The 24,155-nt window shown below is 40.1% G+C and carries 14 protein-coding genes, 16 tRNA genes and 3 rRNA genes; 29 read left to right on the top strand and 4 right to left on the bottom strand.

Going from position 1 to position 24,155, the window contains the following annotated elements; all coding sequences use genetic code 11:
- Nucleotides 1-23 precede the first annotated feature (23 nt).
- Together HXV90_RS19660 and HXV90_RS19655 are read left to right on the top strand one after the other, a co-directional pair.
- Nucleotides 24-1,655, top strand: coding sequence for a YceG family protein (locus tag HXV90_RS19660; protein WP_269897855.1), 1,632 nt, complete (start codon nucleotides 24-26; stop codon nucleotides 1,653-1,655).
- A gap of 22 nt (nucleotides 1,656-1,677) precedes the next feature.
- Nucleotides 1,678-2,712 carry a toxic anion resistance protein gene (locus HXV90_RS19655; RefSeq protein WP_048394749.1) on the top strand — a complete coding sequence of 345 codons (1,035 nt, stop codon included), beginning with the start codon at nucleotides 1,678-1,680 and terminating at the stop codon, nucleotides 2,710-2,712.
- A gap of 124 nt (nucleotides 2,713-2,836) precedes the next feature.
- Here the strand turns inward: HXV90_RS19655 and HXV90_RS19650 are convergent, their stop codons facing one another.
- Both HXV90_RS19650 and HXV90_RS19645 read right to left on the bottom strand, forming a co-directional pair.
- On the bottom strand, nucleotides 2,837-3,925 hold the full coding sequence (locus HXV90_RS19650) for an FUSC family protein (RefSeq protein WP_048394747.1): 1,089 nt from the start codon (nucleotides 3,923-3,925) through the stop codon (nucleotides 2,837-2,839).
- Nucleotides 3,926-4,060: 135 nt separating this feature from the next.
- Nucleotides 4,061-5,347: a glutamate-1-semialdehyde 2,1-aminomutase gene (locus HXV90_RS19645; protein ID WP_269897854.1), complete on the bottom strand. Its 1,287-nt coding sequence runs from the start codon at nucleotides 5,345-5,347 to the stop codon at nucleotides 4,061-4,063.
- Nucleotides 5,348-5,476: 129 nt separating this feature from the next.
- Here HXV90_RS19645 and bcp point away from each other — a divergent pair, with 129 nt between their 5' ends.
- From bcp to perR, 3 genes are all read left to right on the top strand, one after another.
- Nucleotides 5,477-5,953 (top strand): thioredoxin-dependent thiol peroxidase, encoded by a 477-nt coding sequence (gene bcp, locus HXV90_RS19640; RefSeq protein ID WP_269897853.1) that lies wholly within the window; start codon nucleotides 5,477-5,479, stop codon nucleotides 5,951-5,953.
- The gene (locus HXV90_RS19635) at nucleotides 5,950-6,894 is read left to right on the top strand and encodes a D-2-hydroxyacid dehydrogenase (RefSeq protein ID WP_112116663.1); all 945 of its coding nucleotides are present in this window, start codon (nucleotides 5,950-5,952) and stop codon (nucleotides 6,892-6,894) included. Before bcp ends, HXV90_RS19635 begins: the two co-directional genes overlap by 4 nt.
- A gap of 121 nt (nucleotides 6,895-7,015) precedes the next feature.
- Complete coding sequence (gene perR, locus HXV90_RS19630; protein WP_004230508.1) at nucleotides 7,016-7,459, top strand: peroxide-responsive transcriptional repressor PerR; 444 nt, start codon at nucleotides 7,016-7,018, stop codon at nucleotides 7,457-7,459.
- A 22-nt stretch (nucleotides 7,460-7,481) separates the two neighbouring features.
- Here the strand turns inward: perR and HXV90_RS19625 are convergent, their stop codons facing one another.
- Nucleotides 7,482-7,832 (bottom strand): YgzB family protein, encoded by a 351-nt coding sequence (locus tag HXV90_RS19625; RefSeq protein WP_048394737.1) that lies wholly within the window; start codon nucleotides 7,830-7,832, stop codon nucleotides 7,482-7,484.
- 149 nt (nucleotides 7,833-7,981) lie between these two features.
- Between HXV90_RS19625 and HXV90_RS19620 the strand changes: the two genes are divergently transcribed.
- The 24 genes from HXV90_RS19620 (at nucleotide 7,982) to HXV90_RS19505 (ending at nucleotide 23,303) form a co-directional block, all read left to right on the top strand.
- On the top strand, nucleotides 7,982-8,869 hold the full coding sequence (locus HXV90_RS19620; RefSeq protein ID WP_016994017.1) for a nucleotidyltransferase-like protein: 888 nt from the start codon (nucleotides 7,982-7,984) through the stop codon (nucleotides 8,867-8,869).
- Nucleotides 8,870-9,216: 347 nt separating this feature from the next.
- Nucleotides 9,217-10,768: ribosomal RNA gene (locus HXV90_RS19615) — 16S ribosomal RNA — on the top strand.
- A gap of 181 nt (nucleotides 10,769-10,949) precedes the next feature.
- Nucleotides 10,950-13,877: ribosomal RNA gene (locus tag HXV90_RS19610) — 23S ribosomal RNA — on the top strand.
- A 112-nt stretch (nucleotides 13,878-13,989) separates the two neighbouring features.
- Nucleotides 13,990-14,105 (top strand): 5S ribosomal RNA (gene rrf, locus HXV90_RS19605).
- The 16S, 23S and 5S rRNA genes sit together here with 16 tRNA genes alongside, the layout of an rRNA operon.
- 16 nt (nucleotides 14,106-14,121) lie before the next feature.
- Nucleotides 14,122-14,198: transfer RNA gene (locus tag HXV90_RS19600), tRNA-Asn, on the top strand.
- A gap of 5 nt (nucleotides 14,199-14,203) precedes the next feature.
- Nucleotides 14,204-14,295: transfer RNA gene (locus HXV90_RS19595), tRNA-Ser, on the top strand.
- Between the two features lie 24 nt (nucleotides 14,296-14,319).
- A tRNA-Glu gene (locus HXV90_RS19590) sits at nucleotides 14,320-14,394 on the top strand.
- Nucleotides 14,395-14,409: 15 nt separating this feature from the next.
- Nucleotides 14,410-14,485 (top strand) — tRNA-Val (locus HXV90_RS19585).
- A 26-nt stretch (nucleotides 14,486-14,511) separates the two neighbouring features.
- Nucleotides 14,512-14,586, top strand: a tRNA-Met gene (locus HXV90_RS19580).
- Between the two features lie 3 nt (nucleotides 14,587-14,589).
- Nucleotides 14,590-14,665: transfer RNA gene (locus HXV90_RS19575), tRNA-Asp, on the top strand.
- A 15-nt stretch (nucleotides 14,666-14,680) separates the two neighbouring features.
- Nucleotides 14,681-14,753: transfer RNA gene (locus HXV90_RS19570), tRNA-Phe, on the top strand.
- A 12-nt stretch (nucleotides 14,754-14,765) separates the two neighbouring features.
- Nucleotides 14,766-14,841 (top strand) — tRNA-Thr (locus HXV90_RS19565).
- Nucleotides 14,842-14,850: 9 nt separating this feature from the next.
- Nucleotides 14,851-14,934: transfer RNA gene (locus tag HXV90_RS19560), tRNA-Tyr, on the top strand.
- 13 nt (nucleotides 14,935-14,947) lie between these two features.
- Nucleotides 14,948-15,021, top strand: a tRNA-Trp gene (locus tag HXV90_RS19555).
- A 12-nt stretch (nucleotides 15,022-15,033) separates the two neighbouring features.
- Nucleotides 15,034-15,109, top strand: a tRNA-His gene (locus tag HXV90_RS19550).
- Nucleotides 15,110-15,144: 35 nt separating this feature from the next.
- Nucleotides 15,145-15,220, top strand: a tRNA-His gene (locus tag HXV90_RS19545).
- 4 nt (nucleotides 15,221-15,224) lie between these two features.
- A tRNA-Gln gene (locus HXV90_RS19540) sits at nucleotides 15,225-15,299 on the top strand.
- A 5-nt stretch (nucleotides 15,300-15,304) separates the two neighbouring features.
- A tRNA-Gly gene (locus tag HXV90_RS19535) sits at nucleotides 15,305-15,379 on the top strand.
- An 8-nt stretch (nucleotides 15,380-15,387) separates the two neighbouring features.
- Nucleotides 15,388-15,461: transfer RNA gene (locus HXV90_RS19530), tRNA-Cys, on the top strand.
- Nucleotides 15,462-15,508: 47 nt separating this feature from the next.
- A tRNA-Leu gene (locus tag HXV90_RS19525) sits at nucleotides 15,509-15,589 on the top strand.
- Nucleotides 15,590-16,228: 639 nt separating this feature from the next.
- Nucleotides 16,229-20,413 carry an S-layer homology domain-containing protein gene (locus tag HXV90_RS19520; protein ID WP_269897852.1) on the top strand — a complete coding sequence of 1,395 codons (4,185 nt, stop codon included), beginning with the start codon at nucleotides 16,229-16,231 and terminating at the stop codon, nucleotides 20,411-20,413.
- Between the two features lie 101 nt (nucleotides 20,414-20,514).
- Nucleotides 20,515-21,387 carry a GNAT family N-acetyltransferase gene (locus HXV90_RS19515; RefSeq protein ID WP_269897851.1) on the top strand — a complete coding sequence of 291 codons (873 nt, stop codon included), beginning with the start codon at nucleotides 20,515-20,517 and terminating at the stop codon, nucleotides 21,385-21,387.
- A gap of 207 nt (nucleotides 21,388-21,594) precedes the next feature.
- Nucleotides 21,595-22,626, top strand: coding sequence for an ABC transporter permease (locus tag HXV90_RS19510; protein ID WP_048391852.1), 1,032 nt, complete (start codon nucleotides 21,595-21,597; stop codon nucleotides 22,624-22,626).
- 2 nt (nucleotides 22,627-22,628) lie between these two features.
- Nucleotides 22,629-23,303 carry an ABC transporter ATP-binding protein gene (locus HXV90_RS19505; RefSeq protein ID WP_048391842.1) on the top strand — a complete coding sequence of 225 codons (675 nt, stop codon included), beginning with the start codon at nucleotides 22,629-22,631 and terminating at the stop codon, nucleotides 23,301-23,303.
- A gap of 40 nt (nucleotides 23,304-23,343) precedes the next feature.
- Here the strand turns inward: HXV90_RS19505 and HXV90_RS19500 are convergent, their stop codons facing one another.
- Nucleotides 23,344-24,153 carry an SDR family NAD(P)-dependent oxidoreductase gene (locus tag HXV90_RS19500; protein ID WP_103118824.1) on the bottom strand — a complete coding sequence of 270 codons (810 nt, stop codon included), beginning with the start codon at nucleotides 24,151-24,153 and terminating at the stop codon, nucleotides 23,344-23,346.
- Nucleotides 24,154-24,155 lie beyond the last annotated feature (2 nt).

The following is a 24,155-nucleotide window of genomic DNA, read 5'->3' as shown; positions in this document are numbered from 1 at the left end:
TGATTTTTAGGAGGTGCGTTTGTATGCAAACAATCACAATTAAATCAGTGTTGGAGCGTCATCCTGATGATTGGCTACAGGCGTTTCAAGATTCACCAAAGGATCGTGCATTTTATGAAACAACAGAGCAGCAAGTGAGCTTTAGTAGAATTGCTGTTCGTGTATTGGGCGTACCAATCGAAGAAGATGATTATTTCAATTCGTTATTTACATTGTCACAGAACACTAACATCCATATTTTAAGTGAAGAATTAAATAAACATATTGAACCAAAAGACTTTCAGGCAATACAAACAATCCTTTCGCAGCATCAACAAACTCCACAAGGTCTATCTATTAATCGTTTAGTGGCAATGATGTATGGTTATCAATTAATTCCTAAGCATGATGACAGTGTAATGAATCGCCATTTACAGTTAGCAACCATTAAAGTAGTAGAGCTCTTTCAAAAACAGCAATCGTTAGGTTTACTAGCAAATGACTTTCGCCGTTTTTTAATTGATATGGTGAAATGGCTAAAAAACCATTGGATTCTATGGACAAAATCCATGAAACCAACAGACGATTTTCCTAAAGTAGTTTGGTATGGGGAAGCAACTCTAAGTCAGCGCTATTTCTTATTGTTATTAATGGAGCTCGGTTGTGATGTGTTAATTTTTCATCCAGCTAAAATAGATGAATTTGCTGAGATTGATCCTAATGATACTTTCTCTATCACATATGCGTATGCCAATCAAACAACTTTACAGCCATTTCCTGATAAGTTGCGTGACCGGCAGGCAACGGTTGGATATCGATCTAGTCAGCATTTTGAGCAATTAATGCATGATCAGCAATCAGGTGTCTATAAGCCTTGGCAGTTTAAAGATTTTATGCCACGCTCCTTAACATTACGGATGACATATGATGATATTTTTATTTATGCAAAAGAGAAAGCTTTGGTTCGACCACAGTTTGAAGTAATTGGGGATGAGATTGTCATTCCAGTCATATTTGCCAAAATTAGTGGGGTTTCGAGCAGACGGGAAGAATACTGGTATTATATGCATCAGTTATTAGCAAATCCGCAAACTGTTTTTGTCCAAAAATTCCCCTATGCACCAACGAGTAGAGCCAATTTTCACTTTCACTATAAGCATTGCCTAGTAAATGGAGAACTATCAGTAGAGCGTATTATGCAAAGTGATTGGTGGCAATACGGTGAGTTAACATTGGAGCTACAGCGTGCGATTGCACACACGATAAAAACTTCCTGTGAGCAGCCCATGTTGAAACAGCAGCCAAATGAGACCTTATATGATTTACAGTTATTTTTATTTAAACAAATGTCGATGATTCCACAGGAGATCCTAAGATTACTACAAAGCTTTGACTATTCCCAAGAGGTACCGAAGCTGGTATTATACCAAGCACCTCAACAACCAGCTTTATCACGTGAAGATATAGCGTTATTGGCCTTTTTAAATCGATTTGGTGTGGATATTGTTTTTTATAATCCGACAGGACAACTAGATTTAGAAAAGCATTTGCAAGAGGATAGTTATGATGTACACCGTTTAGAGCATATGCTGTTTGACTTGCACTATGAAGAACCAAAGCCACAGAAAACTGCACCCGACAAAATCATAAAAAAACTCTTTAATCGTTTTTTCTGATTATAGGAAGGAGGCGGCACGAATGTCGAATAACTCGTTGACGCTGAAGCAGCTGACACTGGAAACAGCAGAAGCCTTCAAAGAACAGTTAAGGGATCATGCAGAGGTACGGCAAATTGCCAATCAAATCAATATAAAAAATCAGATAGAGCTATTAGCTTTGGGAAAAGAGCCGTCTACAAAATTAGCTACTTTTGCAGATCAAATTTTAGCCATCATCACCCAGTCAACAACTTTCGAATCAAATGAATTATTTAAGCAGCTTGAAGCCCTTATGCAGACATTCGACAAACAAGATTTTACAGAGCAAAAGGGCTTTTTTAAAAAGCTGTTTGCACGTAAGACCAAAAATGATGGCGATTTATTTACGAAATATAATGGACTGGGGAGAGATATTGAGAAAATCCATTATCAATTTGTACTGATGGAAGAGGAATTAGCAAAGGATAACCGAGTACTTGCACGCTTATATCAAGAAGACCTCATGTACTATCTTGAGCTAGAAAAGTATATCGTAGCAACTGACATGAAGCTTCATGAGGTCCAAACAACATTGATTCCGATGTATGAAAAACAGAGTGAAGCAGGAAATCAGCTGGCGAAAATGGAGCTAAATCGTTTGCAAGGTATTGCAGAGATGCTCCAGCAAAAAATAGATGATTTAGAAAAATCGCGTATGGTGGCTATTATCACAGCCCCTCAAATCGATATGCTACGTAATGGTAACAGTGAATTGATGGAACAAATTAATGGGGCTTTTGTTAAAACCATTCCTGTTTTTAAAATGGGTTTGATGAATGCAGTTAATGAAAGACGTCAACAATTACAAAGTCAATCAGCCTCTGCCTTTGAAGATCGTATGAGGCAATTTGGGGGAGCTAGCAAGGAAGCGGTGCAATTAAGTACTGCCATGGCTCAACAATCCAACACTACCAAGACTCTTGAAGAAATGTGGGATACTATTGTATCAGGCATTGCCAATTATCAGCATTTACGTGCTGAACAAACGGTCAAACGCCAACAAGCAGAGCAACAATTGCTAACATTGCGTTCTTAGCTCCTTTCCTCTAAGTAGATTACTACTTGGAGGTTTTTTGTATAAAAAAAGCCGACAGACTTATCTTATTCAATGGGTGATCAAAATCCCCCTGAATCAAGGTAATCTGTCGCCAAAATGTTAGCTATATGAATTCTTCTTCAAATTCTACATTGATTTCATGTCCATGATAGCTTTGGTAAGAAACAATAAGTGTATCAAGATGTTCTAAGTTTTCCTCATAATCTAAAATACGCGATAAAATATAGAGTAGGTGATAGCTAGAAAACTCCGTATCGCCTTCTTCACGAGCAAAGTTGATTTGCTTGATGAAAATTTCCATCAGCTCATTACGTTGGACATAGTCAATGCTTTTACTCCACTCCGAATGCTCAGGCTTTAGCTTCCCTGTATATTTTAAGAGCAATTGCTCATGGTACGTTAGCAAGGAATCAAGTCTCTCCTGAATCATTAAATGAAATTGGGTAGGGAGCTGAGCTAATTCATTTTCGTGATTATGCAAACGCTGTAGCAATTCCAAGCTTTTCTTGGAAGTTAAAATCATTTGACGATAGACTACTAGTTTGCGAGCTTTGACATATTTTTTATTTTTAAAGTAATTACGCTCTTCCTTATATAAATCATACAGCGTATCCACTCGTAGCATACGGTTTTTAAACTTACTTAATGCTGTTTTTGTGGATGTATGCTCAGAAGCTTGCCGTACAGCCAGTCGTGTCCAACGAATAATATCATCTTGTAAAATATAAATTTTGCGAAATAGTTTTACCTCGTATTTAGGTGGTAAGAACACAAGATTTACGACAAATGCTGCTAATACCCCAACTAATATCGTAACAAAGCGTATCAAACCAAATGTTAAAAAGTCATCCCCTTGAAATTCCATAATAGCTACAACTGAAACCAACGCTAGCGAAAGTGATTTTTCGAGTCTAAACTTTAACATTAAACCGATAGCTATTATGACAGCTATACCAATGGCAACGACATGGTGTCCAAAAAGCAAGCCAAAAATGACGGCAATTGTCGCACCTATAATATTCGCTTGTACTTGCTCCACAATGGTTTGGTAAGAACGATAAATAGAAGGCTGAATAGCAAAAATAGCTGCAATTCCAGCAAAAACAGGTGAAGGTAGTTTCAACAACTCTGCAATAAATAATGCAAATACGATAGCTACACCAGTTTTAAATACACGGGCACCTAATTTCATAAAGATGTCCTTTCTGTCTAATATTTTTTAGCTTCTTTACATTATAGAAGGAAGTGCTCATAAAATACATAGATTTGCATGGATGAATAAGAAAAAGGCGACTTCTACTTGCAAGTCGCCTTTTTCTTGTCAAGATTATAATTGAGAAAACGCAATATCTACTGCTTCAATTGTTTCCTGAATATCTGCTTCTGTATGCTCAGTTGTTAAGAACCATGCTTCATATTTAGAAGGAGCTAGATTAATACCTTGCTCAAGCATGTGTTTAAAGAAGCGTCCAAATATTTCACCATCAGAGCTTTCAGCTTGCTCATAGTTTTCTACCTTCACATCTGTAAAGTAAATAGTAAGCGCTCCTTTAAGTCGATTTAACGTGATGGTTACACCATGTTTTTTAGCAGCAGCTAAAATACCTTCTTCTAAAATTGCGCCTAATCTATCCATTTCCTCATATATACCTGGTGTTTGTAGTACTTCTAGGCAAGCAATACCCGCTTGCATAGATGCAGGATTTCCAGCCATCGTACCCGCTTGGTATGCTGGGCCGAGTGGTGCAACAGTATCCATAATCTCTTTACGTCCGCCATATGCACCGATTGGTAAACCACCACCAATAACTTTACCAAGTGCAGTTAGATCAGGTGTTAGGCCAAGTAAATTTTGAGCGCCACCATAGTGGAAGCGGAAGGCCGTGATGACCTCATCATAAATCGTTAGGGCCCCTTTTTCCTTTGCTGTAGCATGTACTAATTCAAGAAAGCCTGGCTTTGGTTCAACGATACCGAAGTTTCCTACTATTGGCTCGATTAAAATAGCTGCAATCTCCTCGCCCCATTTATCCATGGCTTCTGTAAAGGCTTCAGGGTTATTAAAAGGTACAGTAATAACTTCTTCAGCAGTCGAAGTTGTCACGCCCGCTGAATCTGGTGTTCCTAATGTTGCTGGACCTGATCCGGCAGCCACTAATACTAAATCAAAGTGCCCGTGGTAGCAACCAGCAAATTTCATGATTTTTGTACGTCCTGTATAGGCACGTGCCACACGAATCGTTGTCATAACAGCTTCTGTACCAGAGTTGTTAAAACGTACTTTATCCATCGACGGAATGGCTTCCTTTAACATTTTTGCGAAAGTAACTTCATATTCAGTCGGCGTCCCAAACAATGTACCATTTTCAGCTGCGTGCGTAATGGCCTTTGCAATATGAGGATGACCATGACCAGTAACGATTGGACCATATGCTGCTAGATAGTCGATATAACGATTGCCATCTACATCCCAAAAATAAGCGCCTTTTCCTCGCGCCATGGATACAGGAGAACCGCCACCTACTGCTTTATATGAACGAGAAGGGCTGTTTACACCACCAACAATATGCTGTAATGCCTCTTCATGTATTGCTTCAGATTTTGCATGATTCATAGAATTGCCTCCTAACTTTTTATACGTAATCTATTGTAGACCTATCGGTGTAAGAAATCCAAAGAAATTAAGGGATATGACTTGATTTGTTACTTAGAGTAAAATAGGACCTACAGAGGAGGAGATTGTATGACATTACTAGAAGGACAAAAGGCGCCGGATTTTTCTCTATTGAACGAAAAGGGCGAGATGGTGCATTTAGCTGATTTTAAAGGAAAAAATGTTATTTTATACTTTTACCCAAAGGATATGACACCAGGCTGCACGACGGAGGCATGTGATTTTCGCGATAAGTTTGAGGACTTCAGTCATTTAAATGCTGTTGTTCTGGGTGTTAGCCCAGATAACGCAAGCAAGCATACAAAATTTATTGATAAGCATAGTTTGCCATTTTCATTATTAGTGGATGAGGACCATGCTATTGCTGAAGCTTATGATGTATGGGTTTTAAAGAAAATGTATGGACGTGAATATATGGGCATAGAGCGTTCAACGTTTTTAATTGATGCTGAGGGGAAGCTTGTAAAAGCTTGGCGCAAAGTTCGAGTGAAAAATCATATTGAAGAAGTATATGCTTATTTAGCAGAACAGGAGGCAAAACAATGAGAATCTATTTTACATTTGAACCTAGACCAGATTTACGAGAACCATTAGTAGCAGAATTTCCACAGCTTGAATTTATCTTTGAAAAGAGCATATCAAATGAAGAGCTTCAACAAGCGGATGTATTAGTTACATATGGTGAAGATTTAACAGAAGAGAGTATTCAATCTGCGACAAAGCTAAAATGGATTTTTGTTGCATCGGCAGGTATAGAAAAAATGCCAGCTCAGGCTATTATTGAACGCAGGATTCTAGTTTCAAATGTTCGTGGCATTCATAAAACGCCCATGGCTGAATCGATTCTTGCTCATATTTTAGCCATTAAACGAGCTTTGCCTTGGATGTATGAGCAGCAAAAGAAAAATGAATGGTCGAAAAAAACGCAACAAACGGAATTACGAGATAGTACGGCACTTATTTTGGGGCCAGGTGCCATTGGTTCGGAAGTTGGGCGTTTATTGCAAGCTTTTGGTGTTACAACAATTGGCTGTAATCGCTCTGGTAAAGAAGCGGCCTATATGAATACGATGATTAGTTTTACCAATTTGAAAGAAGCACTACCTCTTGCAGATATCGTTATTTCTGTATTACCAAAAACAACAGAAACGACCAATTTATTAAAAGAAGAGCATTTTGTTGCGATGAAAAACAATGCGATCTTCATGAATTTTGGTCGAGGTAATTTAGTTGATGAAAACGTACTCATTCAAGCGATTGAAAGAAAGCAAATAGGACACGCAGTTTTAGATGTATTTGAAGAGGAGCCTCTGACATCCGACAATCCATTATGGACATTACCAAATGTTATAGTATCACCTCATGTATCCAGTCATTCTTCTCGTTATGTTGAGCGTAGCTTAGAAATTTTCAAGCCAAGCCTAACAAAATGGCTAAAGGGTGACACGGATTTAGAAAATGTTATGGATTTATCAAGAGGATATTAAGGAAAAAACCATTGATTTATTGAGGATAAGCAATGTGTGATTGTTGACGAAGTAGTACGAATTGGATACACTATTTATAACAATTATAAATTAATAATACTTATGGAAGAGGTGCATGACGATGTCTGCAACGCATTTACAAGATGCACTGGACACGTTGAAAACAACTGGTGTACGTATTACTCCTCAGCGTCATGCTATTTTGGAATATCTAATTCAATCAATGGCACATCCTACTGCCGATGAAATTTATAAAGCTCTTGAGGGTAAGTTCCCTAATATGAGTGTAGCGACTGTTTATAACAACCTGCGTGTATTTCGTGAAGTAGGTCTTGTGAAAGAGCTAACTTACGGGGATGCTTCAAGTCGCTTTGATTTCGTGACAAACGATCATTACCATATGATTTGTGAATGCTGTGGTAAGATCGTCGATTTCCATTATCCTGGACTCGACGAAATAGAGCATTTTGCATCACAGGTAACAGGCTTTGATGTGCATTCGCATCGCTTAGAGATATACGGCACTTGTCCATCATGTAAAGTTGCTACTGCTAAAGTACAATAAAAATCCTAGCTCTTAAAAAGGGCTAGGATTTTTTTGTTTTATTATAGGATTGATCGAACTCTTTACCTTCTAGAGTAGGATCAAGTGTTAATGGCTCATTGCAGTACATGCACATATCTACTCGGCCTAAAACCTTTGTATGTTTATGGCAATTAGGACACTCTACTTGAATAGCTCTTGTTGACAGTAATCCGATCCACGCATATACAACTGTGCTACCGATAATACAAAGAACACCTAGTGACATGAAAATTAAAACTAATATCGGGCTGTTTTTAAAGAAAATGCCTCCGTACATGACAATAAAACCAAAAAAGATTAGTGCTAATGCGAATGAACGAATTTTATTAATTTTACTTTTATAAGGTTTCATATTTCATCTTGCCTCCCAATCTAAAATCTACTATAACATATAAGGGCAAAGTATTTTAGCTTTGAACTGAATGAAAGAAGGAATACTTTTAGAGTATGTCGAATTTTTAACGGAACAAAACAACCTATATAAATAAAGGAGGGCTGAACATGGAGCAAGTACTGCGTCCGATATATCAAGAACGTGCGAGTCAGTCGAATACATTAGGCGTAATTTTAGTGGAAAAGCGTGAAGAACAAAGTAACGTTACAGATACATTTGATACGGTTTTACTCATTATCGTAAAAGAAGCAGAGCAACCAGTCTTTTCAAAACATTACTTATATGAAGGAAATAAAATCGCTCTACATACTGTTACGGAGAAATTAATTCGAAAATGGTTACTCATCGGTTCAAATAGAAAGGTTGTTGATTGGATATTCTTCGGTAGAGTATTATTTGATCGGAATGAATTTCTGCATAAACTAAAAATAGAATTGCAGGAATTTCCGTATAGTGGTCGTAAAATTAAAACAGGTATTCAATTTTCAAAGTTAATTCGTCGCTATTTGGAGGGGAAAGAATACTTTGATAAAGGAAGTTACTTAGATGCTTATAATCACGTTGTGGATTCCCTACATCATCTAGGCCGCCTATCTATTATCGATAGTGGCCTGTATCCTGAAGTAACTGTTTGGGCACAGGTGAAAAAAATCGAGCCAGCCATCTATAAGCTGTATGAAGAGCTAGTGACAAGTAATGAGCCAATAGAAAAGCGCTTAGAATTGTTGTTTTTAGCAAGTGAGTTTTTAATCCACTCTCGTACACGAGATGGGGCACAGCATATATTAGAAGTCATGCAAACAAAAGAAATGTGGACTATTCAGGAATTACATGATCATCATGAACTTGTTAACTACTCAGTGGATTTAGAAGTGTTTGTTGAGTATCTAGTGGATAAAGGCTATATTCAAATTGAACCCATTGCAGCGAAAAATGATAGGATATTTCACCGTCATTACAAGGTAAATAAAGATGCTCTAGAAATGGGACAATGACTGTAGTATGCTTGTAATCGAGGTATCTAAAAAATACCTCGATATTTTTTTAGAAAAGTAGTTGACGAATAATATCTTAGTATTGTATTATATTAATTGTCGCTAAGACATAAACGAATAACTCAGTAAAACACAAAAAACTTTTTTAAAAAGTTGTTGACATGTTTTGAGTGAGATGTTAATATAAAGAAGTCGCTGAAAAACGACTTAAATAATGAACCTTGAAAACTGAACAAGCAAAACGTAATCAATAAAGTTTTAAGTAGCTAGTTTTGCTAGTGAACAAAACGAAAATTTTGGACATCAAACATGATGCCAGCAAAACAATTTGAGCTAATCAAATTTCTTTTATGGAGAGTTTGATCCTGGCTCAGGACGAACGCTGGCGGCGTGCCTAATACATGCAAGTCGAGCGAACAGAAAAGGAGCTTGCTCCTTTGACGTTAGCGGCGGACGGGTGAGTAACACGTGGGCAACCTACCCTATAGTTTGGGATAACTCCGGGAAACCGGGGCTAATACCGAATAATCTCTTTTGCTTCATGGCAAAAGACTGAAAGACGGTTTCGGCTGTCGCTATAGGATGGGCCCGCGGCGCATTAGCTAGTTGGTGAGGTAACGGCTCACCAAGGCGACGATGCGTAGCCGACCTGAGAGGGTGATCGGCCACACTGGGACTGAGACACGGCCCAGACTCCTACGGGAGGCAGCAGTAGGGAATCTTCCACAATGGGCGAAAGCCTGATGGAGCAACGCCGCGTGAGTGAAGAAGGTTTTCGGATCGTAAAACTCTGTTGTAAGGGAAGAACAAGTACAGTAGTAACTGGCTGTACCTTGACGGTACCTTATTAGAAAGCCACGGCTAACTACGTGCCAGCAGCCGCGGTAATACGTAGGTGGCAAGCGTTGTCCGGAATTATTGGGCGTAAAGCGCGCGCAGGCGGTCCTTTAAGTCTGATGTGAAAGCCCACGGCTCAACCGTGGAGGGTCATTGGAAACTGGGGGACTTGAGTGCAGAAGAGGAAAGTGGAATTCCAAGTGTAGCGGTGAAATGCGTAGAGATTTGGAGGAACACCAGTGGCGAAGGCGACTTTCTGGTCTGTAACTGACGCTGAGGCGCGAAAGCGTGGGGAGCAAACAGGATTAGATACCCTGGTAGTCCACGCCGTAAACGATGAGTGCTAAGTGTTAGGGGGTTTCCGCCCCTTAGTGCTGCAGCTAACGCATTAAGCACTCCGCCTGGGGAGTACGGTCGCAAGACTGAAACTCAAAGGAATTGACGGGGGCCCGCACAAGCGGTGGAGCATGTGGTTTAATTCGAAGCAACGCGAAGAACCTTACCAGGTCTTGACATCCCGTTGACCACTGTAGAGATATAGTTTCCCCTTCGGGGGCAACGGTGACAGGTGGTGCATGGTTGTCGTCAGCTCGTGTCGTGAGATGTTGGGTTAAGTCCCGCAACGAGCGCAACCCTTGATCTTAGTTGCCATCATTTAGTTGGGCACTCTAAGGTGACTGCCGGTGACAAACCGGAGGAAGGTGGGGATGACGTCAAATCATCATGCCCCTTATGACCTGGGCTACACACGTGCTACAATGGACGATACAAACGGTTGCCAACTCGCGAGAGGGAGCTAATCCGATAAAGTCGTTCTCAGTTCGGATTGTAGGCTGCAACTCGCCTACATGAAGCCGGAATCGCTAGTAATCGCGGATCAGCATGCCGCGGTGAATACGTTCCCGGGCCTTGTACACACCGCCCGTCACACCACGAGAGTTTGTAACACCCGAAGTCGGTGAGGTAACCTTTTGGAGCCAGCCGCCGAAGGTGGGATAGATGATTGGGGTGAAGTCGTAACAAGGTAGCCGTATCGGAAGGTGCGGCTGGATCACCTCCTTTCTAAGGATTATTTCGGAATACAAACCTTGGGTTTGTAAGATTACGTTTTGCGTTCAGTTTTGAAGGTTCATTCTATCTGAATGAAACACTTCAAAACTTGTTCTTTGAAAACTGGATAAAACGACATTGAAATTGTAACAAACACATTTATTTTTTAAGTTTTTTATAGGCTTAATAACTTGGTTAAGTTATTAAGGGCGCACGGCGAATGCCTTGGCACTAGGAGCCGAAGAAGGACGGCACTAACACCGATATGCTTCGGGGAGCTGTAAGTGAGCTTTGATCCGGAGATTTCCGAATGGGGGAACCCACTACGTTTAATCGCGTAGTATCTTGACGTGAATACATAGCGTCTTGAAGGCAGACCCAGGGAACTGAAACATCTAAGTACCTGGAGGAAGAGAAAGAAAAATCGATTCCCTGAGTAGCGGCGAGCGAAACGGGAAGAGCCCAAACCAAGAGGCTTGCCTCTTGGGGTTGTAGGACACTCTATACGGAGTTACAAAAGAGCGAGTTAGATGAAGCGACTTGGAAAGGTCCGCCAGAGCAGGTAAAAGCCCTGTAGTCGAAAGTTCGTTCTCTCCTGAGTGGATCCTGAGTACGGCGGAACACGTGAAATTCCGTCGGAATCCGGGAGGACCATCTCCCAAGGCTAAATACTACCTAGTGACCGATAGTGAACCAGTACCGTGAGGGAAAGGTGAAAAGCACCCCGGAAGGGGAGTGAAAGAGATCCTGAAACCGTGTGCCTACAAGTAGTTAGAGCCCGTTAATGGGTGATAGCGTGCCTTTTGTAGAATGAACCGGCGAGTTACGATTACGTGCGAGGTTAAGCTTTAGAAGGCGGAGCCGCAGCGAAAGCGAGTCTGAATAGGGCGAAATAGTACGTGGTCGTAGACCCGAAACCAGGTGATCTACCCATGTCCAGGGTGAAGGTGAGGTAACACTTACTGGAGGCCCGAACCCACGCACGTTGAAAAGTGCGGGGATGAGGTGTGGGTAGCGGAGAAATTCCAATCGAACTTGGAGATAGCTGGTTCTCTCCGAAATAGCTTTAGGGCTAGCCTCGTGATGAGAATACTGGAGGTAGAGCACTGTTTGGACTAGGGGGCCATCCCGGTTTACCGAATTCAGACAAACTCCGAATGCCAGATATTTATACACGGGAGTCAGACTGCGAGTGATAAGATCCGCAGTCAAAAGGGAAACAGCCCAGACCACCAGCTAAGGTCCCAAAGTAATCGTTAAGTGGAAAAGGATGTGGCGTTGCACAGACAACCAGGATGTTGGCTTAGAAGCAGCCATCATTTAAAGAGTGCGTAATAGCTCACTGGTCGAGTGACGCTGCGCCGAAAATGTATCGGGGCTAAACGATTCACCGAAGCTGTGGATTGACATCTACGATGTCAGTGGTAGGAGAGCGTTCTAAGTGCGTTGAAGTCAGATCGGAAGGACTGGTGGAGCGCTTAGAAGTGAGAATGCCGGTATGAGTAGCGAAAGACGGGTGAGAATCCCGTCCACCGTATGACTAAGGTTTCCTGAGGAAGGCTCGTCCGCTCAGGGTTAGTCGGGACCTAAGCCGAGGCCGATAGGCGTAGGCGATGGACAACAGGTTGATATTCCTGTACCACCTCCTCACCGTTTGAGAAATGGGGGGACGCAGTAGGATAGGGTAAGCGCGCCGTTGGTTGTGCGCGTCCAAGCAGTAAGGCGTGTGTGTAGGCAAATCCGCACACTATAACGTTGAGCTGTGATGGCGAGTCCGTATGGACGAAGTTCCTGATTTCACACTGCCAAGAAAAGCCTCTATCGAGGTGAGAGGTGCCCGTACCGCAAACCGACACAGGTAGTCGAGGAGAGAATCCTAAGGTGTGCGAGAGAACTCTCGTTAAGGAACTCGGCAAAATGACCCCGTAACTTCGGGAGAAGGGGTGCTCTTGAGCGTGCAAGCGCATGAGAGCCGCAGTGAATAGGCCCAGGCGACTGTTTAGCAAAAACACAGGTCTCTGCAAAACCGTAAGGTGACGTATAGGGGCTGACGCCTGCCCGGTGCTGGAAGGTTAAGAGGAGTGGTTAGCGCAAGCGAAGCTGCGAATTGAAGCCCCAGTAAACGGCGGCCGTAACTATAACGGTCCTAAGGTAGCGAAATTCCTTGTCGGGTAAGTTCCGACCCGCACGAAAGGCGTAACGATCTGGGCACTGTCTCAACGAGAGACTCGGTGAAATTATAGTACCTGTGAAGATGCAGGTTACCCGCGACAGGACGGAAAGACCCCGTGGAGCTTTACTGTAGCCTGATATTGAATTTTGGTACAACTTGTACAGGATAGGTAGGAGCCAGAGATCTCGGAGCGCCAGCTTCGAAGGAGGCGTCGGTGGGATACTACCCTGGTTGTATTGAAATTCTAACCCATGCCCCTTAGCGGGGCAGGAGACAGTGTCAGGCGGACAGTTTGACTGGGGCGGTCGCCTCCTAAAAGGTAACGGAGGCGCCCAAAGGTTCCCTCAGAATGGTTGGAAATCATTCGTAGAGTGTAAAGGCACAAGGGAGCTTGACTGCGAGACCTACAAGTCGAGCAGGGTCGAAAGACGGGCTTAGTGATCCGGTGGTTCCGCATGGAAGGGCCATCGCTCAACGGATAAAAGCTACCCCGGGGATAACAGGCTTATCTCCCCCAAGAGTCCACATCGACGGGGAGGTTTGGCACCTCGATGTCGGCTCATCGCATCCTGGGGCTGTAGTCGGTCCCAAGGGTTGGGCTGTTCGCCCATTAAAGCGGTACGCGAGCTGGGTTCAGAACGTCGTGAGACAGTTCGGTCCCTATCCGTCGTGGGCGTAGGAAATTTGAGAGGAGCTGTCCTTAGTACGAGAGGACCGGGATGGACACACCGCTGGTGTACCAGTTGTCTTGCCAAAGGCATCGCTGGGTAGCTATGTGTGGACGGGATAAGTGCTGAAAGCATCTAAGCATGAAGCCCCCCTCAAGATGAGATTTCCCATTACGCAAGTAAGTAAGATCCCTCAAAGACGATGAGGTAGATAGGTTCGAGGTGGAAGTGTGGTGACACATGGAGCTGACGAATACTAATCGATCGAGGACTTAACCAAAAAAGTTTGAAACATTCAATGCACCGTTTATCCAGTTTTGAAAGAATAAAATATTAGAATATACTTGTAATTTTTATAAGATATGTTATAATAAGTATTGTCTTTCAAATAGTCTAGTGATGATGGCAAAGAGGTCACACCCGTTCCCATACCGAACACGGAAGTTAAGCTCTTTAGCGCCGATGGTAGTTGGGGGCTTCCCCCTGTGAGAGTAGGACGTCGCTAGGCTATATACTAAAATTATTCCGAAGTAGCTCAGTTGGTAGTAGCACCTGACTGTTAATCAGGTTGTCGCAGGTTCGAGTCCTGCCTTCGGAGCCATTCTTGGAGAGTTGTCCGAGTGGCCGAAGGAGCACGATTGGAAATCGTGTAGGCGGTTAACACTGTCTCAAGGGTTCAAATCCCTTACTCTCCGCCAGCACTTTGATGTGTTCCAAACGATGGCCCCTTGGTCAAGTGGTTAAGACACCGCCCTTTCACGGCGGTAACACGGGTTCGAATCCCGTAGGGGTCACCAATTCAATACCCAGATGGAGGATTAGCTCAGCTGGGAGAGCATCTGCCTTACAAGCAGAGGGTCGGCGGTTCGAGCCCGTCATCCTCCACCATTATTTTTACAACATTATAGTATTATCGCGGGGTGGAGCAGTGGTAGCTCGTCGGGCTCATAACCCGAAGGTCGTTGGTTCAAATCCAGCCCCCGCAACCAAATGGTCCCGTGGTGTAGCGGTTAACATGCCTGCCTGTCACGCAGGAGATCGCCGGTTCGATCCCGGTCGGGACCGCCATTTACTTTAAAATATGGGTCAGTAGCTCAGTTGGTAGAGCATTAGATTGAAGCTCTAAGTGTCGGCGGTTCGATTCCGTCCTGACCCATCTTGTTTTTTTGCCGGTTTAGCTCAGCAGGTAGAGCAACTGACTTGTAATCAGTAGGTCGTGGGTTCGATTCCTATAGCCGGCACCAGATTTTCCCGGAGGGGTAGCGAAGTGGCTAAACGCGGCGGACTGTAAATCCGCTCCTTAGGGTTCGGCGGTTCGAATCCGTCCCCCTCCACCAGTTTTATTATTTTAGGGGCATAGTTCAACGGTAGAATAGAGGTCTCCAAAACCTTTGGTGTGGGTTCGATTCCTACTGCCCCTGCCAATTAATTTTATGGCGATTGTGGCGAAGTGGTTAACGCACCGGATTGTGGTTCCGGCATTCGTGGGTTCGATTCCCATCAGTCGCCCCATCACATATAAAATTAATAAACATCATAATACAATGGCGATTGTGGCGAAGTGGTTAACGCACCGGATTGTGGTTCCGGCATTCGTGGGTTCGATTCCCATCAGTCGCCCCATTGTTGGGGTATAGCCAAGCGGTAAGGCAACGGATTTTGATTCCGTCATGCCTAGGTTCGAATCCTAGTACCCCAGCCATTTTTGCGGAAGTAGTTCAGTGGTAGAACACCACCTTGCCAAGGTGGGGGTCGCGAGTTCGAACCTCGTCTTCCGCTCCATGTATGACGGCGGCATAGCCAAGTGGTAAGGCACGGGTCTGCAACACCCTTATCACCGGTTCAAATCCGGTTGCCGCCTCCATATTTTAACTGTTAATCGGTTTATCCGATTTTTTTTATCTCCATTATGCCGGTGTGGCGGAATTGGCAGACGCGCACGACTCAAAATCGTGTTCCTTTGGAGTGTCGGTTCGACCCCGACCACCGGTATCAATTACAACGAAGAATCCTTGATATATCAGGGGTTCTTTTTTTGTTGTAAAAAATTATAGAAAGTATATAAACATAGATAAAGGAGCGGAGGACTGAATGGGTCATATTTTGCCTTTACAGCAGCTATATTTTGCGCTGTATTAGCAAACTTAAGTTATTTAATATAATCTAGGTTCATTATGGTAACGTTAACTGATAAATTAATGTGTACTTCCCTCTTAAAAGCAAAAAATGACAAGACAGAGTTTAGTTTCTTCCTTCACTTAGAAACAAGTGGCATTAAGAAATGTTTTGTATCAATGAAACATGAAAACATCAATCACAACGTATGGGTCATGCATGAAGTTGAACTAAAATTTTTGTTCTATTAATTGAAAATTTATATATATTAATTTTACTATTTATTATAAAATATTTTTACCACATTTGTATGATAGGTAGACTAATTTCTCTAAAATGGAAAGTAAAAAAGGATATATCTAAAATATTTGGTAATAACTACCCAAAAACCATTGTGGAATTATAATAAGAAAGGGAGATATTCCAATTTAAAAAAACATACAAAAAGATATATCGCAAATTACTATTTATTAGTAAATAAGTCACCATCAATAATGAGGGAAAGAATGTGAGATTATGAAAAAAAAGAATAAAAATTTTAACAAGATAATAGCATCTACAGTTACAGCATCTGTTGTGGTAGGTAGTTTAGTGACAGTGATACCAAATGCTAACGCAGCTGCAACTAAATTCAAAGATGTACAGTCAAATGCATACTTTTATGAAGCAGTAAATAGTTTACATGCACGTAATATTATAAGTGGCTATGAAGATGGTACTTTCCGTCCAAACGAACCTTTAACTCGCGCCCATGCTGCAAAAATCATCGCACTTGCATTAGATTTAGATACAACTAATATTAAGAACCCAGGATTTAAAGATGTCTCTGAAAAGCATAGTTTCTATAAATATATTGCTGCATTAGCCGATAAAGGAATTATTGTGGGATCTGAAGGTGAATACAGACCGAATGATCCTGTGAATCGAGCACAGATGGCAAAAATCATCTCATTAGCCTATGATTTAAAATCAGAAAATTCTCAACAAAAAATAAACTTTACAGATGTGAGTCAAGATGATTGGTTTAATAATTATGTTGGGGTATTGATTGAAAATGAAGTCACATCCGGAACAACCCCAACAACATTTTCGCCTAATAAAAGTGTGACTCGTGGACAACTAGCAGCGTTCATTTACCGTAGTGAAAACAAAATAACACCTGTTCCTGTTCATTTGAATGAGACGATCTCCAATATTACAGATGAGACACTGGTGACTTCTGAAGGTACATACACACTTTCAGATGATCAAAAGAAATGGATTAATCCGAGTAATCTAGCGACATTAAAAGGTGCCAACTTAAAACTAACTATAAAAGAGAATAAAATTGAACAAATACAATCTATTGAATTAACTGCAAAAGGTACACCAAGTACTGATACTAATAACCCCTATGTAAATCATGCTGTCTTTGATGGAAAAGGTGCAACTATCGATTCTACTGTCATTGTAAATAGCGATTACATCACAATGAAGAATATCACCATTAAAGGCGATTTACATGTTGGTAAAGGCGTTGAGAATTCTTTCTACTCTGAATTCTTGAAAGTGGAAGGTAAAACGACGATTGATGATACTTTGCAACTAGCAAATCAAACTAATGCATATAAATCTTTTGGAGCAAAGGTTGCATCTATGAATAACTTACCTATAGCTGCGAATGAAACTAAAGTAAGAGGAAGAGTAGTTTTCAGTGAATTTCAATTGGGTGATGTGGGTGTGGATAAAAATGCTGATGTTATTTTCCTATCGAAAACATCTGGAGCATCTACAGTAGGAGAGATTGTTGTTAATAGCAATGCAATATTAACTGCTGGAAGTTCAGTGGTGCTTCCTAAAGTATTGATTGTCCAGGGAGCTACTGACGTTGTCATTAACTCAAATGTAACTTCTTTACAAGTAACAACTACAGGTGAGGTTAAATTATCTGGTAAAAGTGACATTGTTAATCTATCTCTTATGACAAGTGCAAATGTAAATCTGCAAACAATCGGTCGAGTAAGTAATCTTGAAACACTTAATAGAGAAACAAAAGTTACAATAGGAACAGAAACCAAAATTGGCAACCTTGTTATTCCAACAGGTTCAAAACCTGCTGATATAATTCAAAATTATAATTCTGTAAAAGGCAATGTCGAACGAATTGCTGGAACAAAAAACCCAGATTTATCCGATACGTCATCTGATAACTCAGGTAGCGGGTCTATTGATACAACAGTTCCCGTAGCACCATCAGCACCAAAGGGTTTACAAGGGGTGTCTCCAACTTTAGTAGGAAATGATGGTAAGATTACAGGTTTAAATGCAAGTAAGAAATATCAATATAAACTAGTTACAGACACAAGTTGGACGAATGTACCTTTATTAGCAACAGAAATTATTGGCTTAGGTGCAGGAAACTATGAAGTACGGTATGCAGCAAGTGGGAACATACCAGCAAGTTTTTCAACGACGGTATATGTTCAAAGTTCAAATCAATCACAAGCTCCTTCACACATACAATTGGTTAATTACGCGACAGCAGGCAAGGATATGATTGCTTTACCTTCATTACCAGTAGGCTCATTAATTAAAGTGTATGATGCAAGTACAAATGGAAATATCCTTGGAAGCTTTTCAGTAACAACGTCAACTGCACTTAGTATAGTAGAGATTCTAGGAGGATTTCCTCTAGGACTTGATAAAGTCTATGTAACAGTTACAGAAAACGGAAAAACTGAAAGCACAAGAGTCGAAAAAGGAGTACCAACGACTTTCCCGAATGCACCAGCAGTTAGTGATATTACTGTTACTGACAATGCTACTGGGGCAGACAAAGTGACAGTTAAACTACCTTCCCCAATAGGTGATTATATGATTTCTGTATACGATGTTTCAGGCAATCAATTAGAATGGGGTATACTTCCTGACGGAAATGGTGAAAAATCAATTGCGATTTCCTCTGGTTTTGCTAATGGGATGTCTGAAATTGATGTAGCGATTATAAAAGTAACAGACAATGGTACTCAATATGCAGAGAGTTTAAGAACACGAGTTAGCATCGGATCTTTAAGCCCATTAGCTGTTACGGCAGTGGATGATCCATTCAGTAACGATAAAATAAATATTACAGTTGGTGAACCTGTAGATTTAGGTAATGAGTTTGCTTTTAAAGTTTTTGATGATGCGAATGCAGCAGACGCTGGAAAGCCATCATTAAATGCTGATGTATCTTCTTGGGAAACACTTCCGCCTGATGGTAAAATTTCATCAGCTGCTGGTAAGGTAGTTGTTGTAGTAGAAAGAACGTCAGCAGGTAAACTCGCTAAAAAGATTGGACAAGTAGTTGCTAATACAATAGTAAATAACCCATTGCTAGAAACGGTTACGATAGATGGTAAAGATGGGGTCAGCTCACAAGATGGAAAAATGGAAACCATTCGCCTAAAATTTTCAGCAAATATTGATCCAACGACAGTAACTAAGGATTCATTTACAGTCCCTGGCTTTACTGTAGAATCTATAAAAGTAACAGACAAAAATGGAAGAACGCCACTGCTTAGCAATGGTAATCCTAATCCATTATATACACAAGGTGAAAACAAATATATTACAATTAGAGTGGAACCAATGGTTGGTACTCACTTCACACCAGAGGTTATTCAAAATCCAAATGAATCTATCATAGATATCAATGGAGTGAATATAGCTGGGATTCATGTGACAGCAGTTGATCAGGCTGCACCAGTTATTATTAGTTCAGGCTTCATAGATAAGGGTTCTAACGGTGTAGATGTAGGGGATCAGTTAACGATTATCTTCTCAGAGGATGTAAATCTTGGTTTGGCTAATCTAATTGATTTAGCGAATGATTTTACTTTAAGTAATCAAACAAATTCTACGTTTGCTTTTGCTAATGATGATACCTTTGAACTTTTAGGAAATACCGTAACTGTCACGTTAGGTGCAACAACCGTATCAAAAATTGAACAAAATACAACCATCACGATGAGTGCAAATGGTAACGATATTTCTTTAAAAGACGCTGCTTTGAATAAAGCGAAGCCTCAAAAAGAATTTGTGAATGAAACAGTCTATTCTGATGCAAAAACAATAAATATAACGAATATACCATTAACAATTGTAAATCCAATTACTGCACCTAATGCAATGAAAGCACAAGGAACGAATGCAGGAACAATGAAACTGACAGGATTAACAGATGGTGTTACGTATGAATATATAATAGATAGTAATGCTACGACATCTATTAGCACAGACTGGGCAGGCGCAACATTAATACCCCTATCAGGAACAACAGAAATTGATAATATTTCGATAAATGCGGGTCAATTTGTGCATATTCGTATAGCTTCAGCAGGAGGGCAACCAGCAAATGATGTGCAAGATTTAGCGCAAATCGAGTTAAATGATATCAAACCTGCTGCTGCACCTGAACCTACAGTAGCGGTTGGTGTTGCTGGGTATACCAAATTATCAAATTTACAAACTCAAGAGACATATGAGTATTTTGTAGATAGCAACCCAAATGCAGCAGATAATGCAGCAGAATGGTCAACTGCTACAACTAAAACTGGTGTTACTTATATTGAGATTCCAGCTAATACTTCGCAATATATTCATATTCGTATAAAAGCCACCGCAGAAAAGCCAGCGTCTTATATAAAAAGTGTTAAAGGTACTGGAAATGAGGGACCTTAAGTAAATCCTTAGTTGGAATGGATCACTTATCGAGGTGATCCATTCCCTTTTTTACTAAACCTCAAATAAAATAGACTATTTTCATTAAGAAGGTAAAAATCATGCTAATCCAAAGAATAAATGAAACCCAAGTTAATGAAGTATTACTGCATTTTAAAAATATTAAAGGTGACTTTTTATTTAATGACCTAAACAATGACTCGTTTGTCCTAGGCGTTTCAGTTGATAAAAATAGTGAAGTTCTCGGAGCAATATTGGCGGAATACAAAGAGTTAGATAGAATGGGCGTCGTCTACTCAGTAAATGTTAGAGATAAGTTTAAAAATAAAAACATAGAAGAAAAACTACTAAAGTTTGCCGAAAAAGAACTAAAAGCAAAAGGCGCAAATGTTTTATATACAAATGTTTTTCCTGAAACTAGTCCGAATGTAAAATACACATTAAGAAAGCAATCGTGGACTCCACCAATTTTAGACAAAACTCACTTTATGATTAATGTGAAAGATATGAGCAAAGAAAAATGGATCGAAAAAAACACATTTCCAGAAGACATCTCTGTTAAAGCGTTGAATCAAATTCATGAAGCGGAACTGGAGTCGTTACGCAATGTTGATTGGTATCCTAAGCATTTATCACCCTTAGAGGATTTTCAATTTGGTGAAGCTAGTCCACAAACGAGTTTTTTGGTTTACTACAAAGAGGAAATCATCGGGTGGATATTAAGTACAAATGTGAATAATGAACATTTATTTATTACTTCCCTCTTTATTAAAGAAGATAGAAGAAATCATTATATTTTAAGACCTTTACTGGGCGAGGTTATTAAAAATCAAATTCAACTAAATATACCGTATGCTTGTTTTGATGTAAGAAATGAAGATGAAAAGGTATTGAAATTCTTTAAGAGTTTTTTTAGATCTTATATTCATACTACAATTGAAATTCACAGTTCGTATAAAATATTAAGACCTTGATTAGAAATCAAAAATATCAATTCATTCAAGGCGAGGGATTTTAGTAAGTAAAGATAAATAAGATTCAAAAAAGATGCCACTCTATGGGATAAAAATGCCTTTATAGAGTGGCTTTTTATATAATCACTACATTTTAACAATTAGTTCATGCTCTGTTCATTTAACAATTTTAAGCTAGGAGTAATCAAAGAAATGGAGGGGTTAGTGATGAATCTTGCCTGGAAAGAAATGAAGAAGAATAAAGTACGGTTTTTAATCTTGGGCTCCATTATCTTCCTAGTTAGTTTTTTAACGTTTATTATCTCGGGTTTAGCAAATGGTCTGTCACAGGATAATGCAGCTTTAATTAAGGATTTACCGAAGGGACAATTTTATATGGCTGAGGATGCGGATGGCACGTTTAATCTTTCAAGAATCGATAGCGACCTGCAACAGAAAGTCATAAGTAAAGAAAAAGAGGCAGTAGCTTTTTCGATCCAGATGGGCTTTTTAAATGATCAGGATGATAAACAACAAAGTGTAGCCTTTGTGACATCAACGGAATCTACACTTTTTAGCAATGTGCATCAAGACGAGGTGCTTTTGGATAGCTCACTACAAGATAAAGGAATACAAGTTGGAGATATATTAACGAATAATCAATACAGTGGAAAGTTCATTGTAAAAGGTTTTGTAGAGCAAAAAAAATATAGCCATGCTCCCGTTGCTTATATTAGTGAAGAGGCTTATCAGGAGATGTATCGGGTAGCTGATAAACAATTAATTTTTGTACCAAATAGTGAGCCAAATGATATTAAGGGATTGCAAGCATATAGCAATAAAGAGTTTCTCAATACTATCCCTAGTTATAATGCGGAGCAATTATCTTTAAATATGATTATATGGTTCTTAGTTGTCATTAGTGGGATGTTGTTTGCTATTTTCTTCTATATGATGAATGTGCAAAAAATTGGCTTGTATGGCATTTTAAAAGCGATTGGATTAAAAACAAGTAAGCTATTTAAAATGATCTGGACACAGATGGCTATTATTACAATCTTTTCACTTGTGGTATCTGTCAGTCTTAGCCAGCTATTTAATATAGTTGCTCCTAAGGGGATGCCATTCACTTTAACAATAGGCACTACAACACAGTTATCCGTTGTATTCCTCCTCATAGGCTTTATTGGTGCGACCTTGTCAGGAATGCAAATTAAAAAAATTGAACCGTTACAAGCAATACAGCAAGGGGAGGCTTAATCATGACGTTATTTACAATTGATGAAGTACGAAAAACGTTTAAGAATGGTGAAGTCGAGGAAGAGATCTTAAAGGGCATCAATCTTTCTTTAAATGAAGGAGAGATTACAGCATTGGTAGGTGCTTCTGGCTCTGGGAAAAGTACATTATTAACGATCGCTGCAGGACTACAACCAGCAACAGATGGGCAAGTGTTATTTGAAGAGCAGAATCTTACGACGATGAAAACCGACCAGGTACGAAAATTACGTGCAAGTAAATTCGGTTTTGTTTTTCAATTTGCTCACCTTGTTCCATTTTTGACAGTGGAGGAACAATTGCTATTAATGCTAGATGTAGCTGAATCTCCATTAAAAAAGAATGAACAGAAATATGAAGTCAATCGGCTATTGGAGTTAGTTGGAATGGAACATCGTAAAACTGCCTATCCTTCCTCCTTGTCAGGGGGAGAGAAGCAACGTGTAGCAATTGCACGTGCTATTATTCATCAACCGAAAGTATTGTTTGCTGATGAACCAACGGCTAGTTTAGATTCACAGCGCTCTAAAGAGATTATGTTGTTATTAAGAACATTAACAAAAACTTTAAATATAACAACATTATTAGTGACGCATGACGAAGAAATGTTGGCATATACAGATCGTATTATTAAAATGAGCGATGGTGTCGTATTATAAAATAAGCAAGGCTCCCATTAGTAGGGAGCCTTGTGAAACATTAGGTTAAACGTGCATTACGACTCACTTTACAAACCATTCTCATTAACGCTTTGTGTAAAAAAGGAAAAATAGTAAAAACAACATCCAGTGTTTTGCGCATTGGCATTGGACAAATGATAGGCTTATTTTGATGAACACCCTCTATAGCCATTTTTGCAATTCGCTGAGGTGAGATCATTTTTTGCTGCTTTAATTGTTTGGTGATAATTGATTTATCCATATGAATCGCCTTTGCATTATCGAAAATTGGTGTATCCACAAACGTTGGACATAAAGTACTCACCTTAATCCCGAATTCCTCAGCCTCATAGTGTAGAGAGGTTGTTAGTCCTATAACAGCATGTTTGGTAGTAGCGTATGCAGTAGAAAAAGGAGAAGGTCCTAACCCTGCAGCAGAGGAGGTATTGACGATATGACCAAAACCTTGTTTTTTCATAAGTGGGTAGCCTATTTGAGTCCCATAAATGACACCCCATAAATTAATGGCCATAATTTCCTTCCAATCCTCAATAGTCATTTCACCCATCTCCCCATACATAGCGATACCAGCATTATTAAACAGGTAATCTATACGGTGAAATTCTTCAAATACATCATGAATGACAGAAGCTACATTTTTATAATCGGTTACATTTAAATGTACAAATTTTACATGGGCGATATCCTTATTTAACTCTGCTTCTAACACACGACCCTCATGATCTTGAATATCAGCAATAATGACAAATATTTCTCGAGCAATTAATTCTTGGCAAATAGCCTTTCCTATCCCTGAAACACCGCCAGTAACAACAGCAATCTTCCTCATCT

The organism is Lysinibacillus sp. JK80 (assembly GCF_027557635.1).
Classification (GTDB): domain Bacteria; phylum Bacillota; class Bacilli; order Bacillales_A; family Planococcaceae; genus Lysinibacillus; species Lysinibacillus capsici.
The sequence above is the reverse complement of the archived record's forward strand: the minus strand, read 5'-3'. Positions and strand labels throughout refer to the sequence as shown.